Origin of the sequence: Streptomyces sp. NPDC094032 (assembly GCF_040303965.1) — a bacterium.
GTDB lineage: Bacteria > Actinomycetota > Actinomycetes > Streptomycetales > Streptomycetaceae > Streptomyces.
On record NZ_JBEOUE010000010.1, the window covers coordinates 181,432 to 196,395 of the forward strand.

13 protein-coding genes are annotated in these 14,964 nt (G+C 73.2%); 5 read left to right on the top strand and 8 right to left on the bottom strand.

What is annotated here, in order from left to right:
- Window positions 1–40 precede the first annotated feature (40 nt).
- From ABTZ54_RS16990 to ABTZ54_RS17000, 3 genes are all read left to right on the top strand, one after another.
- Window positions 41–610: an MBL fold metallo-hydrolase gene (locus ABTZ54_RS16990; RefSeq protein ID WP_351663500.1), complete on the top strand. Its 570-nt coding sequence runs from the start codon at window positions 41–43 to the stop codon at window positions 608–610.
- A gap of 152 nt (window positions 611–762) precedes the next feature.
- Complete coding sequence (locus tag ABTZ54_RS16995) at window positions 763–2,106, top strand: L,D-transpeptidase (RefSeq protein ID WP_351663503.1); 1,344 nt, start codon at window positions 763–765, stop codon at window positions 2,104–2,106.
- Between the two features lie 39 nt (window positions 2,107–2,145).
- On the top strand, window positions 2,146–2,472 hold the full coding sequence (locus ABTZ54_RS17000) for a CU044_2847 family protein (RefSeq protein ID WP_351663505.1): 327 nt from the start codon (window positions 2,146–2,148) through the stop codon (window positions 2,470–2,472).
- A 43-nt stretch (window positions 2,473–2,515) separates the two neighbouring features.
- Here ABTZ54_RS17000 and ABTZ54_RS17005 read toward each other — a convergent pair whose 3' ends face one another.
- The 7 genes from ABTZ54_RS17005 to ABTZ54_RS17035 all read right to left on the bottom strand — a co-directional run bounded on the left by ABTZ54_RS17005 (window position 2,516) and on the right by ABTZ54_RS17035 (window position 11,480).
- A complete protein-coding gene (locus ABTZ54_RS17005) occupies window positions 2,516–3,013 on the bottom strand; it encodes a DUF6069 family protein (protein ID WP_351663508.1) in 498 nt (165 codons plus the stop codon).
- A gap of 122 nt (window positions 3,014–3,135) precedes the next feature.
- Window positions 3,136–5,661 carry an ATP-dependent Clp protease ATP-binding subunit gene (locus ABTZ54_RS17010; protein WP_351663511.1) on the bottom strand — a complete coding sequence of 842 codons (2,526 nt, stop codon included), beginning with the start codon at window positions 5,659–5,661 and terminating at the stop codon, window positions 3,136–3,138.
- Window positions 5,662–5,792: 131 nt separating this feature from the next.
- A complete protein-coding gene (locus ABTZ54_RS17015; protein ID WP_351663514.1) occupies window positions 5,793–7,205 on the bottom strand; it encodes a threonine/serine exporter family protein in 1,413 nt (470 codons plus the stop codon).
- Window positions 7,206–7,329: 124 nt separating this feature from the next.
- Window positions 7,330–8,145 (bottom strand): ABC transporter permease, encoded by an 816-nt coding sequence (locus ABTZ54_RS17020; protein ID WP_351663519.1) that lies wholly within the window; start codon window positions 8,143–8,145, stop codon window positions 7,330–7,332.
- Between the two features lie 40 nt (window positions 8,146–8,185).
- Entirely contained in the window at window positions 8,186–9,088 is a 903-nt protein-coding gene (locus ABTZ54_RS17025) for an ABC transporter permease (protein WP_351663521.1), read from the bottom strand.
- Window positions 9,089–9,097: 9 nt separating this feature from the next.
- Window positions 9,098–10,297 (bottom strand): ABC transporter substrate-binding protein, encoded by a 1,200-nt coding sequence (locus ABTZ54_RS17030; protein WP_351663542.1) that lies wholly within the window; start codon window positions 10,295–10,297, stop codon window positions 9,098–9,100.
- An 82-nt stretch (window positions 10,298–10,379) separates the two neighbouring features.
- Complete coding sequence (locus ABTZ54_RS17035; RefSeq protein WP_351663544.1) at window positions 10,380–11,480, bottom strand: ABC transporter ATP-binding protein; 1,101 nt, start codon at window positions 11,478–11,480, stop codon at window positions 10,380–10,382.
- A 124-nt stretch (window positions 11,481–11,604) separates the two neighbouring features.
- Here ABTZ54_RS17035 and ABTZ54_RS17040 point away from each other — a divergent pair, with 124 nt between their 5' ends.
- Both ABTZ54_RS17040 and ABTZ54_RS17045 read left to right on the top strand, forming a co-directional pair.
- Window positions 11,605–12,444 carry a FadR/GntR family transcriptional regulator gene (locus ABTZ54_RS17040; RefSeq protein ID WP_351663546.1) on the top strand — a complete coding sequence of 280 codons (840 nt, stop codon included), beginning with the start codon at window positions 11,605–11,607 and terminating at the stop codon, window positions 12,442–12,444.
- A complete protein-coding gene (locus ABTZ54_RS17045) occupies window positions 12,398–13,255 on the top strand; it encodes a cache domain-containing protein (protein ID WP_351663548.1) in 858 nt (285 codons plus the stop codon). The genes ABTZ54_RS17040 and ABTZ54_RS17045 overlap by 47 nt, the downstream gene beginning before the upstream one ends.
- Window positions 13,256–13,280: 25 nt before the next feature.
- Here ABTZ54_RS17045 and ABTZ54_RS17050 read toward each other — a convergent pair whose 3' ends face one another.
- Window positions 13,281–14,888 carry an extracellular catalytic domain type 2 short-chain-length polyhydroxyalkanoate depolymerase gene (locus tag ABTZ54_RS17050; RefSeq protein WP_351663550.1) on the bottom strand — a complete coding sequence of 536 codons (1,608 nt, stop codon included), beginning with the start codon at window positions 14,886–14,888 and terminating at the stop codon, window positions 13,281–13,283.
- Between the last annotated feature and the right edge of the window lie 76 nt (window positions 14,889–14,964).

Sequence of the window (14,964 nt, forward strand, 5' to 3'; positions counted from 1 at the left end):
TTCCCTCGAACGGCTCAGCGAGACACGCTAACGTGCGCGCATGATCGCCACCGCCACTGTCACCGTCCTGACCGCCGGGTACGTAGGCCCGCGTACCGCCTCCACCGTCTCCCTGCTCCGCGACGGGGACACGATCGTCGTGGTCGACCCCGGCATGGTCGCCGACCGGGAGCTCATCCTGGGCCCGCTCGCCGCCGCGGGCGTGACGCCCGAGCAGGTCACGGACGTGGTGTTCAGCCACCACCACCCGGACCACACGCTCAACGCCGCCCTCTTCCCGGCCGCCCGCTACCACGACCACTGGGCGATCTACCAGGACGACCTGTGGACCGTTCGCCCGGCCGACGGCTTCGCGCTCTCCCCCTCGATCCGGCTCGCCGCCACCCCCGGTCACACCCCGGAGGACATCAGCACCCTCGTCGACACCGCCGAAGGCCTGGTCGTCCTCACCCACCTCTGGTGGTCCGCCGAAGGGCCGCCGGAGGACCCGTACGCGACCGATTCCGAAGCCCTGCACGCCTCGCGCCGTACGGTCCTCGACCTCGCCCCGGTCCTCGTCGTGCCCGGCCACGGGGAACCCTTCGCCCCCACCGCCGCGACGCCCCACTGACCTCCGCGCACACCCCCGTTGGTGCTTTCGAGTCGTCTCACGGGCCTCTCGCACGCCACGCCCGGTCGGTTGATCATCTTTTCCGCCCCTGATCGGTTTTGATGCACCCGTCGGACCGGATCGGCGCAGGTGAGAAGGGGCGGGTGCCCGACGTGGCGTCACGCAGCAGCATCAAGGGGTGGGGTGCGCTCTCCCTCGCGGCGGGAGCAGTCCTCGCCGTCAACGCGGCCCAGCCGCCGGCCGTCGGCGCCCCCGACGTCCGCGCGGCCCCCGCACTGGTCGCCGTCGACGCCTGCCCCCACGGCAGCGGCGGCCTGTGCGCCGTCCCCCGGCGCACCGTCCTCCTCGACGGACGCCGGCAACCGGTCACCCTCGACGGACGCACCGCCCTCGGGCCCCTGGGCCTGGCCCTGCGCACCCCCGGACGGCTCGCCGACGTCACCGTCACCGACCACGAGGGCCGCCGGGTCGCCGGAGCCGTGAGCGCCGACGGCGCCCGCTGGACCAGCGCGGCACCGCTCCCCGCCGACGGCCGCTACACCGCGCGCCTCGTCGTCGAGCGCACCGACACCGGCCGGTTCCGCCGCCAGCGCACCCGGCTCGACCTCCGTACCGGAGCCGCCCCGAAGGGCGAACGGCTCACCGCCGAACTGGGCCCCACCCGCGAAGGAGCCTCCGGCGACGAACCGTACGGCGTGGGCCAGCCGCTCACCGCCGAGCTCAGCCGCCCCGTGCCCGCCACCGACCCGGAGGCGCGGCGTACCGTCGAGCGGGCCCTCGACGTCCAGTCCACCCCGCGCGTCGACGGCGCCTGGCACTGGGTCGGCCCCACCACCCTCCACTACCGGCCGCGCACCTACTGGCCCGCGCACGCCACCGTCCGCGTCCACAGCGCCCTCGACGGGGTCCGGGTCGCCGACGACCTGTACGGCGGCCCCTCCGCACCGCTCACCCTCACCACCGGCGACCACGTCGAGGCCGTCACGGACGTCGAGGCGCACACCATGAGCGTCTTCCGCGACGGCCGGCTGATCCGTACCATCCCGGTCACCACCGGCAAGGAGGGCTACCGCACCCGAGGCGGCGTCAAGGTCGTCCTCGGCAAGGAGGCCACCGTCCGCATGCGCGGCGACTCCATCGGCATCGCCAAGGGCAGCCAGGACTTCTACGACCTCAAGGTCCGCTGGGCCACCCGGGTGACATGGAGCGGCGAGTACGTGCACGCCGCCCCCTGGTCGCTGGACGCTCAGGGCAGCGAGAACGTCAGCCACGGCTGCACGGGCATGAGCACCGAGGACGCCGCCTGGTTCTTCGACCTGGTGCGCGAGGGCGACCTCGTGCGGGTGGTCAACGGCTACGGCGAGCCGATGAGCCCCTTCGACAACGGTTACGGAGACTGGAACCTCAGCTGGGCCGAGTGGCGCCGGGGCAGCGCCCTCGGGCCCGCGACCGTCGGCGCCGCGCACGCCTCCGGAGCGCTGCGGCCCGCGCTGTGACCGCCGACCGGCCCGCCCGCCCCGTATGGAGGAGTGACGATGACGGAGATGACCAAGGTCGAACTCGCCGGCGGCGTGATGTACGTGGAGGCGGTGCCGCTCGACCCCGAGCGGGAGGCCGAGGTGCCCGACGGGCCCGACGCCCTGCGCGCGCGGCTGCCGGATCTGTCGGGGGTCACCGCCGCGCTGTCCTCTTTCGCGGGACAGCTCGGCGACGCGCTGCACCGGGCCGCGCCCGACCGGGCGGTGGTGGAGTTCGGCTGCCAGCTCGGCGTACAGGCGGGCAAGCTCACCGCGCTCGTCGTCCAGGGCACCGCGACCGCCAATCTGAAGGTCACCCTGGAATGGGACAAGGGCCCGCAGTGAAGGAGCTGTTCGGGTCCGTCGCCCGCCGTGCGACGGGCCGGTGTCAGTCCGTGCGGACCGCGCCCCGGGCGACCGCCGACAGCAGCGAGCCGATCGTGACGCCGATCGCCAGATAGACCGCCGCCGTCCCGATCTTCGCGTCCAGCGGCAGGTCCGTCGTGAACGGCAGCAGCACCATCACCACCGTCGCGAGCCCCACGATCCAGGCGAAGAAGCGCCCCGGCTGCGGGGTGCCGAGGATCAGCAGGTGCAGCAGGCCCGTCGCCGCGAGCGCGGCGCAGGCGGCGCCGCCCGCGAGCAGTCCGGTGGAGGCGTCGCCCATGGCGCCGTCGCCCTCGGGCGCGAACACCGGGATGCCGAGCACCCCGCGCACCAGGAGCACCCCGACCACGGCCATCAGCGCGGCCACGACCGCGGTCATCACCCCGCCCGACCACAGCCGGGCCGGGTCGACCCGGGGCCCCCGGGCGGGCTCCGGAGCGGGGCCCCGAGCGGACTCCCAGGTCGACGGCTGTCCGTAGGGCGACTGCTGCGGGTCCATGGGATCCCCTCCGGTGCTGCGGCGTATGCGTCCCTCCGATCGTCACCCGGCCCGGACCCGCCGCAAGCGGGGCGGGTCCGAACGGGTCCCGGGACGAGCCCCACGGAGCGGGAAGCGGCGCCCTAGCCCTCGGTCCCGGCCTGCTGCTCCGGCTTCTCGATGCGGCACACGAGCGCGTCGTTCCGGATGTCCGCGACGACCGTGTCCCCGGGGTCGGCCTCACCGCTCAGCAGCAGCGAGGCGAGCCGGTTGTCCAGCTCCGTCTGGATCGTGCGGCGCAGCGGACGGGCGCCGAACTCCGGCTGGTGCCCGTGCGCGACGAGCAGCTTCTTCGCCGCCTCCGTCACCTGGAGCTCCAGACCCTGCGCCTTCATCCGCCGCTTGCTCTGGTCGATCAGCAGGTCGAAGATCCGCGACAGGTCCTCCTCGCCGAGACCGTGGAAGATGATCGTCTCGTCGATCCGGTTGAGGAACTCGGGCCGGAAGAAGTCCCGCAGGTCCTGCTTGAGGTCCTCGCGGATCTCCGAGACGTCGCCGTGATGGGCGAGGATCCGCTGGGCCCCGATGTTCGAGGTCATGATGACCACGCAGTGTCGGAAGTCGACCGTGCGGCCCTGCGCGTCGGTCAGCCGGCCGTCGTCGAGGACCTGGAGCAGCGCGTTGAAGACGTCCTGGTGCGCCTTCTCCACCTCGTCGAAGAGGAGCACGCTGTACGGCTGGCGGCGCACCTTCTCGGTGAGCTGGCCGGCCTCCTCGTGACCCACGTATCCCGGCGGCGCCCCGATGAGCCGCGAGACCGTGTGCTTCTCCTGGAACTCGCTCATGTCGAAGCGGATCAGCCGGTCCTCGTCGCCGAAGAGCAGCTCCGCGAGCGCCTTGGCCAGCTCCGTCTTGCCGACACCCGTCGGGCCGAGGAAGAGGAAGGAGCCCACGGGCCGCTTGGGGTCGCCCATGCCCGCCCGGCTGCGGCGGACCGCCTGGGCGATGGCCACGACCGCCTCGTCCTGGCCGACCACCCGGCTGTGCAGGGCGTCCTCCAGCTTGAGCAGCCGCTCCTTCTCGTTCTCGGTCATCTGCGTCACGGGGATGCCGGTGCGCCGGGACAGCACCTCGGCGATGTCGGCCGGCGTCACCTCCAGGACGCCCTCGCGGCGTTCCTCGATGCCCGCGAGCTCGCTCTCGACACGGGCGATCTCCTGCTTGACGCCGTTGGCGCGCTCGAAGTCCTCCGCCGCCACCGCCTCGTCCTTCTCGCGGCGCAGCTTCGCCAGACCGTCCTCCCGCTCGACGGCCTCGGTCGACCGGCCGAGCGAGCGCAGCCGCACCCGGGCGCCCGTGTGGTCCATGAGGTCGATCGCCTTGTCCGGCAGGAAGCGGTCCCGGACGTAGCGGTCGGCGAGCTCGGCCGCCGCCGCGAGGGCGTCGTCGCTGTACCGCACCTGGTGGTGGGCCTCGTAACGGTCCCTCAGGCCCTCCAGGATGCCGATGGTCTCCTCGACCGTCGGCTCGGGGATCAGCACCGGCTGGAAGCGCCGCTCCAGGGCCGCGTCCTTCTCCACGTACCGCCGGTACTCGTCGATCGTCGTCGCGCCGACGACGTGCAGTTCCCCGCGCGCGAGGGCCGGTTTGAGCATGTTGCCCGCGTCCATCGAACCCTCGCCTGTGGCGCCCGCGCCGACCACGGTGTGCAGTTCGTCGATGAACAGGACCGTCGAGTCGGCGGCCTCCTTCACCTCGTCGATGACGTTCTTCAGCCGCTCCTCGAACTGGCCGCGGTACTGCGCCCCGGCGACCAGGCCCGACAGGTCGAGGGCCACGACCCGCTTGCCCTCCAGGGTGCGCGGCACCTCGCCCGCCACGATCCGCTGCGCCAGGCCCTCGACGATGGCGGTCTTGCCGACGCCGGGCTCGCCGATGAGCACCGGGTTGTTCTTCGAGCGGCGGGAGAGGATCTCCACGGTCTGCTCGATCTCCTCGGCCCGCCCGACCACCGGGTCCAGCTTGCCCGACCGGGCCTCCTCCGTGAGGTCCCGGCCGTACTCGTCCAGGGTGGGCGTCTTCGACTCCGGCTTCGCCGTCGGCGGGGCCTCCGCGCGGGCCTGCCGGTCGGCGGCGGTACGCAGGGTCCCGACGTCCGTGCCGTACGCGCCGAGCAGCTTGGCCGCGGCCGAGGAGGGGCTGTCGAGCAGCGCGCCCAGGATGTGCTCGGGGCCGATGTACGAGACCCCCGACTCCTGGGACCGTTCGAAGGCCCGCAGCAGCACCCGCTTGGCGGCCGGGGTGAGTCCCGGCTCGGCCGACGGCACGACGCTCTCGCCGGGCAGCACCTGGGCGACGGCCTTGCCGAGTTCGTCGGGGTCGGCGCCGGCGCGCGCGAGCAGCCCGCGGGCCGGTTCGACCTGGGTGCACGCCCAGAGGAGGTGCTCGGTGTCGAGGTCGGCGCTGCCGTCCTCGGCCGCCTTGCCGGTCGCCCGGCCGAGCAGGTCACGGGCCGAGTCGGTGAGGAGCCGGCCGATCGGCACCCGCTGGACGGCCGGGGGAGAGGCCGCGGGAGACATGCCGAAGAAACGGTTGAGCAGGTCGTTGAAGTGGTCGGAGCCGCCGAACGGGTCTGAGCCGCCGAAGGAACCGAAGGGGGACATGGTCATGGAGTGCCGTCCAGATACGTCGACTTCCGGGCAGTTCTGCCTCCACTGGACCAGCAACGGGCGCTCCCCACCCGGCGGGCGCCGGTCACGGACGGTGGCGGCCGACGGCCCGGGCCGCTGGCCGTACGGGTTCAGGCCGAGCGGTCCGCCACGGAATCCGCTCCGTCCGCTGCGCCGTCCGGGTCAAGGAGCCCGACCGGGGAGGATTCCCCGACCCGCAGCCGGGTCCTGCGCTGGAGCCCGGCGCCGACCAGGACGCCGAGAGCGATGGCGGCGACCGTCACGACGGTGTTCACCAGGCTGGACAGGCCGCCGTTGGTGTCGCCCTCGACGATGATCTCCGAGACGCTGGTGAGCCCGATCGCGCCCGGCACGAGCAGCCAGAAGCAGGGCAGGAACACCACCTGGTCCGGGGTCTTCGAACGGCGCGCGACCCAGCCGGCCATGGGCGGCAGCAGCACCCCCGCCGCGAAGGCGCCGAAGGCGACCCCGCCCAGCTCGCCCGCCACGGACTGCACCAGGCGCTCGGTGAGCAGGGCGCCGAGCAGCCAGCCGGTGACCCGGGGCGGCGCCGAGAAGTAGAGCAGGAAGCCGAACCCCAGGAGCAGCACCCCGACCCACGGGGCCCACGCGCCCAGCGCCTCGGAGGGCGGCTTGCCGATCGGCCGGGGGTGGACGAGCTCGGTGCCCACGAGGATGCCGAGCGCGAGCAGCAGCAGCACGTTCACCGCGACCGCGAGCCGGGCGATGCCCGACAGGGCGGCGCCGGTGGCCAGTTCGATCGCGCCGAGGGTGAGCGCCGCGCCCGGCAGGAAGGCGATCAGCGGCGGGATGTAGAGGAGGGTGGGCTCCTCGTGCAGGATCGGGCCCGCCCAGCGCAGCGAGACCGCGGTGACCAGGATCGCCGTGATCACCGGCAGCGCCGAGCGGCCGGCCGGCAGCCGGTCCCCGAACAGGCGCAGCAGACCGACCCCGAGGCCGAGGACGGCGTAGCCGACGACGGCGGCGACCGTCGCGTGCCGGATCACGCCCAGACCCACCGTCAGCAGGACGTAGCCGAGCACGGTGGTGGCCGGGCTGAACCGCTCGGGCTGCTCCCGCTCGGCCCGCAGCGCCGCCCGCACCTCCTCGAAGGGAAGCTCCTCGGCCCGCAGCCGCGCCACCAGCGACTGGAGCGCCTCGACCTGGTCCAGGCGCAGGTCCGGCCCCTCGACCGGCGCGAAGTCCAGCTCCCCGCCGCGTCCGTCGGGCCCACCCCCGACGCGTACGAACAGCCCGGTCGGTACGACGAAGCAGCGGACGCGCATCCCGTACCGGGCGGCGATGTCGTGGACGGCGCGCTCCACCTCGGCGGTTTGCTCCCCGGCGCGCAGCAGCTCCGAGCCGATCTCGCAGAGCAGCGCGGCGAGGTCCCGCAGCCGCTCCCGCCCGGCGTCCTCGGCCTCGGGCAGGGTGAGGGTGCCGGGGGCGCGGCGGCGCAGCGGCCTCAGGGAGGCCGTCTTGCGGGCGAGCGCGCGTAGGTCGAAAGAGGGCAAATGCCGCATTCCGGAAACCTAGCAGCGCTCAGCCGTACGCGCGGCTCGGCCCGCCCTCGTGCCTGTTGAGCGAGGTCTGCCGCCTGCCATCGGACCCCGGGGCCCCCACCTCCCGGACCCCCGGCCCCGGTTCTCAGACCCGCCCGCCGCCCGCCGTGTCCGAGGACAGCCGCTGCGCCGCGTAGATCGGGATCACCGACAGCAGCACCAGCAGCGCCGCCACCACGTTCACCACCGGCGCCTGCTGAGGCCGCGTCATGTTGTCGAAGATCCACAGCGGCAGGGTCCGCACCCCCGGGCCGGCCGTGAAGGTCGTCACCACGACCTCGTCGAAGGAGAGCGCGAAGGCGAGCAGCCCGCCCGCCAGCAGCGCCGAGCGCAGCAGCGGGAAGGTGATGTCCCAGAAGGTGCGGAACGTGTGCGCGCCCAGATCCATCGCCGCCTCCTCGTACGAGCCCGGCAGCCGCCGCAGCCGCGCCGTCACGTTGTTGAAGACGACCACGATGCAGAAGGTCGCGTGCCCCACGATCACGGTGAAGAGACCGAGACCCACCCCCAGCGGCGCCAGGACCGTCCCGAACGCGGAGTTGAGCGCGATGCCCGTGACGATGCCGGGCAGCGCGATCGGCAGCACCACCGCGAAGGAGACCGCCTCCCGCCCGAAGAACCGGTGCCGCTGCACGGCGAAGGCGATGAGCGTGCCGAGCACCAGCGCGATGGCGGTCGCCGCGAGCCCGGTCCGCACCGAGGTCCACAGCGCCTCGCGGACCCCCTCGTTGGCCCAGGCCGCCGCCCACCAGTCCAGCGTGAGCCCGGGCGGCGGCCAGCTCGCCGATCGGTCCGGGTTGAGCGAGCCGACGAGCACCAGCAGCAGCGGCACGTAGATCACCGCGAAGCCGAGCCCGGCCGCGGTGCGCAGCGCGATCCGCGCGGGACGGGAGAGGTTCATCGGGGGCGGTCCTTCCGCAGGTTACGGTTCCGGGGCCCGGTCACAGGCTGCGCAGCGCCCCGGTGCGCCGCACCGCGAGCAGGTAGAGCACGATGACCGCCACCGGTACGGTGCCGAGCGCGGCGGCCAGCGGCAGGTTGAGCGTGACGTTGGAGTAGACGAGGTTGCCGAGCAGCTGGGTCTTGCCGCCGACGATCTGCACGGTGATGTAGTCGCCGAGGCTGAGCGAGAACGTGAACACCGAGCCCGCCGCGACCGCCGGCCACACCATCGGCAGCACCACCGAGAAGAAGGTCCGCCCGGCCCGCGCCCCGAGGTCGGCCGAGGCGTGCAGCAGGTTGTCCGGGAGCTGCTCCAGGGCCGTGTGCAGCGGCAGGATCATGTAGGGCAGCCAGAGGTAGGTCAGCACCATGACGGTGGCGGTCAGGCCGTACCCGGGGCCGCTGAGACCCAGCGGGCGCAGCGCCCAGTCGAGCGGTCCGCCCTCGGAGAGGATGAGCCGCCACGCGTACACCTTCACCAGATAGCTGGCCCACAGCGGGGTGAGGATCGCGACCACGAGCAGCGGGCGGCGGCGCGGGCTCGCCACCCGGGCCGTGTAGAACGCCAGCGGGAAGGCGATCAGCGCGCACAGCACGGTCACGGTCAGGGCGACGCCGACCGTGCGCAGGGCGACCGTCCGGTAGACCGGCGAGGACACCAGCTCCTGGAAGTTCTGCGCCGACCAGACCCGTACCACCTCGGAGGTGAACGAGTCGGTGGTCCAGAACGCCGAGAGGAACAGGGCGGCCAGCGAGCCGAGATAGGCGAGCACCAGCCACAGCAGGGGCGCGGTGAGCAGCGCGGCGAGCCGGACCCTGGGCCTGCGGTGCAGGGCCCCGGCGAGCCGCCGGACGGGACCGGCGGCTCGCGTGGCGGTGGACGTCGGGGAGAGGCTGGTCATGGGACGGTGTCAGCCCTTGATCTCGTTCCAGGCCTGCACCCACTTGGCGTACGGCACGCACTTCGCGTCCGTGCGCCCGTCGAGGCACTGCTCGATCGGCGTGGTCCAGAAGTGCACGTTCTTCCAGTAGGCCTCGTCGCTCGCGTGGAAGGTGGCGCAGTGCCCCTTGTCGGCGGTCTGCGCGCAGGACTTGGCGTTGGCGGGGGCCTCGCCGAAGTACTCCGCGACCTGGGCGTTGGCCTTCGGCGAGACGATCCAGTCGAGCCACTTGTAGGCGCAGGTCGGGTGCTTGGCCTTGGCGGACACCATCCAGGTGTCCGACCAGCCGGTGGAGCCCTCCTTGGGCAGCACCGCCTCCACCTTCGCGCCCTCGGCCTTGGCCAGGTTGGCGATCACCTGCCAGCTGGTGCCGACCACGGAGTCGCCGCTCTTGAAGGCCGAGATCTCCTTCAGATAGTCGCTCCAGTACTCGCCCACGTGCTTGTTCTGCGCCTTCAGGAGCTCGACGGAGGCGTCGAACTGCTTCTGGTCGAGCGCGTACGGGTTCTTGATGCCCAGCTCCGGCTTGGTCGCCGACAGGTAGAGGGCGGCGTCGGCGATGTAGATGGGCGAGTCGTAGGCGGTCACCTTGCCGCTGTGCGCGGACGCCTTGTCGAAGACGGCCGACCAGGAGTCGGGCGCCGGGGTGACCTTCTCCTTGTCGTACATCAGGAGGTTGGCGCCACGGCCGTGCGGGATGCCGTAGGAGACGCCCTTGACGGAGTTCCACTCCTTGTTCTTGAGCCCGGCGAAGACATCCGCGTAGTTCGGTACGAGCGCGGTGTTGACGGGGGCCGCGTCGCCGGAGGCGATCAGGCGCAGCGAGGCGTCGCCGGAGGCGGAGACGGCGTCGTACGCGCCGGTCTTCATCAGCGCGACCATCTCGTCGGAGGTGGCGGCGGTCTTGGCGTTGACCTGGCAGCCGGTCTGCTTCTCGAAGGGGGTCACCCAGTCGACCTTGGGGTCGTTGGAGCCGTCCTCGACGTAACCGGCCCAGGCGACCAGGTTGACCTGCCCCTCGGGCGCGCCGAGCGACGTGGGCGCCTTGAGGGCGGGCGGGTGCAGACCGCCGGACTTCCCGGCCCCGGCCTGGTCGGCGGAGCCGCAGGCGGTGACGAGGAGCAGTCCGGAGACGGCGGCGGCCGTCAGGAGCGAGCGGTGCAGGCGCACGGGGTTCTCCGTTGCGTGAGAGTGCGGGACGGGGAGTGCGGGGAGTGGATCGAGGGGCGGTACGAGGGCAGAACGAGGGGCGTCACGCCTTGGGTGCGGGTACGCCTTCCAGCCCTGGCTCGGGGGACGGCGACGGCGCGGGTACCGCCGAGGGCGCCGGGACGCTCACGGCGTGCCCCGGGTGCCACTGGAGCCCCACCCGGGCGCCCCGGAAGGCGGCGAGGTCGGCGGAGGAGGTCTCCAGGTTCTGCTGGACGGCGGTGAGCCGCCCGCCCGCGTCGAGGTCGACCAGGAAACGGGTGGCGTCGCCCAGGTAGACCACCTCGGCGACCGTGCCGACGGCGCTCGTGAAGCCCGCCTCGGCGGCCGCGGCCGGGTCCTTGAGCACGCGGATCTTCTCCGGCCGGATGCTGTACGTGCCGGAGGCGCCGAGCACGGCCCGCGCGCTCTCGCCGCTGAGCAGGTTGGAGGTGCCGACGAAGCCGGCGACGAACGGGCTCGCGGGGCGCTCGTAGATCTCGGCGGGGGAGCCGACCTGCTCGATCCGGCCCTGGTGGAAGACGGCGATCCGGTCGCTCATCGTCAAGGCCTCCTCCTGGTCGTGGGTGACGAACACGAAGGTGATGCCGACCTGCCGCTGGATCGCCTTGAGTTCGACCTGCATCTGCTCGCGCAGCTTGAGGTCGAGGGCGCCCAGCGGTTCGTCGAGGAGCAGCACACGCGGGCGGCCGACCAGGGCGCGGGCCAGGGCGACCCGCTGGCGCTGGCCGCCGGAGAGCTCGCCGGGCCGGCGCCTGCCGAGCCCCGCGAGGCGGACCTGGTCGAGGGCGGCGCGCGCCCGGACCAGCCGCTCGGCCTTGGCGACCCCGCGCACCTTCAGGCCGTACGCCACGTTCTGCTCGACCGTCATGTGCGGGAAGAGCGCGTAGTCCTGGAAGACGGTGTGGACGTCCCGCTCGAACGGGGCGAGCCGGGTGACGTCCCGGCCGGCCAGCTCGACGGTGCCCGCGCTCGGGCTCTCGAACCCGGCGATCATCCGCAGCACGGTCGTCTTGCCGGAGCCGGAGGGGCCGAGCATCGAGAAGAACTCCCCGTCGGCGATCTCCAGGTCCACCCCCGCCACTGCCTCGGTCCGGCCGTAGCTCTTGCGCAGTCCTGAGAGCCGGATCGCCATTCCCTCCATGGGCGGGAACCTTTCTGGTGCGGTGGCGCGTTCTGAGAGCGTGGGCGTAAACATATGAAGTCATAGTTCAAATCTCAAGACCCCTTTAAGGTAAAGGCTGAGTCAACGCGCGAGGTGGTACACCGTGAGGCCAGACGGCAGACAGGGCGCGGGCGCGCCGAGGAGCGCCCGCAGGATCGTGTTCACGCCCGTCGACACCCGCGCGCGGGTCGACACCGTGGTGCGCAGGATCGGCGACGCCATAGAGCTCGGACTCCTCGCCGACGGCGAGCAACTGCCGGGCGAGACCGAGCTCGCCGCCCAGCTGGGCGTCTCCACCGTGACCTTGCGCGAGGCGCTCATGGCCCTGCGCCAGCAGGGACTCGTCACCACCCGCCGAGGACGGGGCGGCGGCAGCTTCGTCACCCTCCCCGAAGGGCCGCCCGAGGGCCGGCTGCGCGCCCGCCTCACCGACTGGTCCACCGAGGAGCTGCGCGACCTCGGCGACCACTGGGCCGCCGTCTCCGGAGCCGCGGCCCTGCTCGCCGCACGCCGCACCCAGCCCGGTGACCTGCGCCCGCTCACCCGGACCGTCGACGAACTCACCGCCGCCGAGGACCCCGCGGCCCGCAGCCGGCTCTACGGACGCTTCCACGTCGAGCTCGCCGCCGCCGCCCAGTCGGCCCGCCTCACCCGCGAGGAGATCGCGCTCCAGACCGAGTTGGGCGCCCTGCTGGTCCTCGTCCTCGACGACACCGCGTATCTCGCGTGCGTGGCGGATCGTCACCGCTCCGTGATCTCCGCCGTGCAGGATGAGGCCGACGAGCGGGCAAGAATGCTGGCCGAGCAGTGCGTCCGCGAGTCCGTGGGCCGGCTGATCACCCTGCGGCTCGCGCCCTCCACCCGCCCGCCCGAGCCCCGTCCCGAGGAGGACCCCGATGGCCAGGAGCACCGGGCTCACCCGCCCCGCGGGGGGCGCCCCTGACCAGGCCCGCGCCCTCGGGACCGACGGCGCCGCTGCCCGTGGCGACACTCCTGGCCACGCCGACACTCCTGGCCACGCCGACCCCCACGCCGTCGCGCGCCGCGTCCGCGACACCCTGGAGGGCGTCTTCGCCGCCGTCGCCGCCACCCGCGCCGACACCGCCGCCCTGCTCACCGCCGCGGCGACCACCGGCCGGGCGCCCGTCTCCGCCGACCTGGCCGCTCTGCGGCCCGGGCTGCACGGGCGTCTCGCGGCGCAGGGCCTCGTCTCGGGAGCCGGGTTCGTCGCCGCGCCCGGCCTCCTGGCCGACGTACCGGCCTGGCTGGAGTGGTGGCAGCGCGGGTCCGACGGGACGGTCCGGCCGCTCCTGCTCGACCTCGACCCGGCGCACTCCGCGTACGCGGACTACACCCACTGGGACTGGTACGCGCTGCCCCGCGAGACCGGGCGGCGGGCCGTCGCCGGGCCGTACGTCGACTACCTCTGCTCGGACGAGTACAGCCTGACGCTCTCCGCGCCCGTCCACCTGGGAGGCCGCTTCGTCGGGGTCGCCGCCGCCGACGTCTATCTGCGCCACTTCGAGGCGGCGGTGCTGCCCGTGCTCCAGGAACTCCCCGTCCCCGCGCGCCTGGTGAACGCCCGTGGCCGGGTCGCCGCGTCGACCGACCCGGGCCACCTCGCGGGCTCCCTCACCAAGGGCCCCGACTTCGCCGCCCTCCTCGCCGCCCCGCCGGCCGTCCACCGCCACGGCGCCCTGCGCCTGATGCCCTGCGCGGGCACCCCGCTGGTGCTGGTGACACCGGAACGGTGAACGGCCCGGGACGGTCCCGGCAGAGCTACCGGTACTCGACCGTCAGCGTCACCGGTGCCGCCTGGTTGACGAAGAGGTACGCCGTCGATGTCGGCGCCGAGGCGAAGCCGAGCCGCACCTGGGTCGTCCCGCTGCGGTCCAGCGCGGCGACGGCCGCGGGCGACAGGTCCGAGGACACCCCGGCACCCGGCGAGAACGCGCCGATCTCCGCCGCCCCGGCGACCGTCGCGGGCGCCGCCCAGTCCACCGCCTCCACCGCGCAGCCGCCCCCGAAGCAGCCCGTACGGACGTCCGCGAGCAGCCGGTTGCCCGCCGGCGAGGCCCACGGGTCTCCGGAACCGCTCGACCGGGTCACCGTCAGATACGCCCGGGTGATCTCCTTGCCCGCCGGGATCGCCGACGTGTCGAAGGAGAGCAGCGTCCGGTTCAGCTTGCCGTCGGTGCCCCGGCCGAGCGCGAGGCCCAGGCTGTCCTCAAGGGTGCCGACCGAGGCCCCCGAACCGTCGGCCGCCGCCTTCACGTACCCGTCCTGCGCGTCCACGCTCGACAGGGTCACCGAACCGCCCGACGACGGCGGCGGCGGTGTGGCGTCGCCGCGCAGCGCCCGCACCATCCCCATCACGGCCTCGATCTGCTTCCCGCCGTGCCGCGCGTACGCGGAGTCCCCGAGGTAACCCCACCAGTTCCAGCAGCCGTTGGGATTGTCCAGGCTCCCGGTGGCCGCGGCCTGCGGATACAGCACGATCATGCCGTTGGTGTCCGCGTACTCGTCCAGATAGGCCCCGTCGAGGAACCGGCTCCCGAAGCCCTGGTACCCGTACCCCTGCTTGCAGCCGTGCAGCGCCACCATCAGCGTGCAGGCGGCCCCGCCCGCACAGGACTTCGGGACGTACGCGAAGCCGTCGGCGCCCATCGACAGGGCGGCGGCCGAGCCGCCGGGGGCGTACGCGTTCTGGTCGAAGCGGATCAGGCTGCCCGACGGGGTGGCGGCGGGTGCCGCGACCGAGCCGAGGAGCTGCCCGAGCAGCTCCTGCTCGGCGTCGGTCCCGCAGTCGTTGATCCACGGACTCTGCGTCACCCCGCAGGAGTTGGGGCCGAGCGGGCTGATCCACGCGTGCCCGGCCGGGGTGGAGCGGTTGTAGCGCACCCGGGCCCCGAAGTGCCCGTAGAAGTCGGCGAGCGCGGTCGCGACCGGCTGCTTCACCGTGGTGTCGGCCGTCCCGCTGAACACGTACACGGGGTCGCCCGACAGGTTCGCCACCGGGTCGACGAGTCCCTGTGCCGACCAGTCGCGGGTGGTCTGCTCCAGTTGGGCGAGCTGGAGGTCCTGCGTGGTGTTCATGCAGGCGTTGAGCGCCGTGGACAGGGCGTTCTGGGCGCAGTTGTACGGGCCCGAGGCGAAGACCGCCGACCCGGAGATCTCACCCGAGTACGCCACGTGCAACTGCGTCGCCATGAACCCGCCGGAGGACACCCCGGCGGTGTAGACGGCACGGATGTCGTACGGCGTGAGGGCACCCGGCACCGGAGCGGGCGCCGCCGCCTCGGCGGGCGAGGCGGGTCCGGCGAAGAGCAGGGCGGTGGCGGCGGACAGGAGAAGTGCCGCGAGGCGGCGTGGGCGTGAGGGGCGCATGGGGGCTCCCGAGTGGCTCGAAAGTGGGGTTCGGCCGGAGGGTAGAGGCGCGGGGGAGCGCCCCCCTATGGGCCGG

What these genes read in the sequence shown, in the direction of transcription:
- ABTZ54_RS16990 (WP_351663500.1), top strand. Translation starts at nt 41, where the DNA reads ATGATCGCCACCGCCACTGTCACCGTCCTGACCGCCGGGTACGTAGGC.
- ABTZ54_RS17000 (WP_351663505.1), top strand. Translation starts at nt 2,146, where the DNA reads ATGACGGAGATGACCAAGGTCGAACTCGCCGGCGGCGTGATGTACGTG.
- ABTZ54_RS17005 (WP_351663508.1), bottom strand. Translation starts at nt 3,013, where the DNA reads ATGGACCCGCAGCAGTCGCCCTACGGACAGCCGTCGACCTGGGAGTCC.
- ABTZ54_RS17010 (WP_351663511.1), bottom strand. Translation starts at nt 5,661, where the DNA reads ATGACCATGTCCCCCTTCGGTTCCTTCGGCGGCTCAGACCCGTTCGGC.
- ABTZ54_RS17015 (WP_351663514.1), bottom strand. Translation starts at nt 7,205, where the DNA reads ATGCGGCATTTGCCCTCTTTCGACCTACGCGCGCTCGCCCGCAAGACG.
- ABTZ54_RS17020 (WP_351663519.1), bottom strand. Translation starts at nt 8,145, where the DNA reads ATGAACCTCTCCCGTCCCGCGCGGATCGCGCTGCGCACCGCGGCCGGG.
- ABTZ54_RS17025 (WP_351663521.1), bottom strand. Translation starts at nt 9,088, where the DNA reads ATGACCAGCCTCTCCCCGACGTCCACCGCCACGCGAGCCGCCGGTCCC.
- ABTZ54_RS17035 (WP_351663544.1), bottom strand. Translation starts at nt 11,480, where the DNA reads ATGGAGGGAATGGCGATCCGGCTCTCAGGACTGCGCAAGAGCTACGGC.
- ABTZ54_RS17045 (WP_351663548.1), top strand. Translation starts at nt 12,398, where the DNA reads ATGGCCAGGAGCACCGGGCTCACCCGCCCCGCGGGGGGCGCCCCTGAC.
- ABTZ54_RS17050 (WP_351663550.1), bottom strand. Translation starts at nt 14,888, where the DNA reads ATGCGCCCCTCACGCCCACGCCGCCTCGCGGCACTTCTCCTGTCCGCC.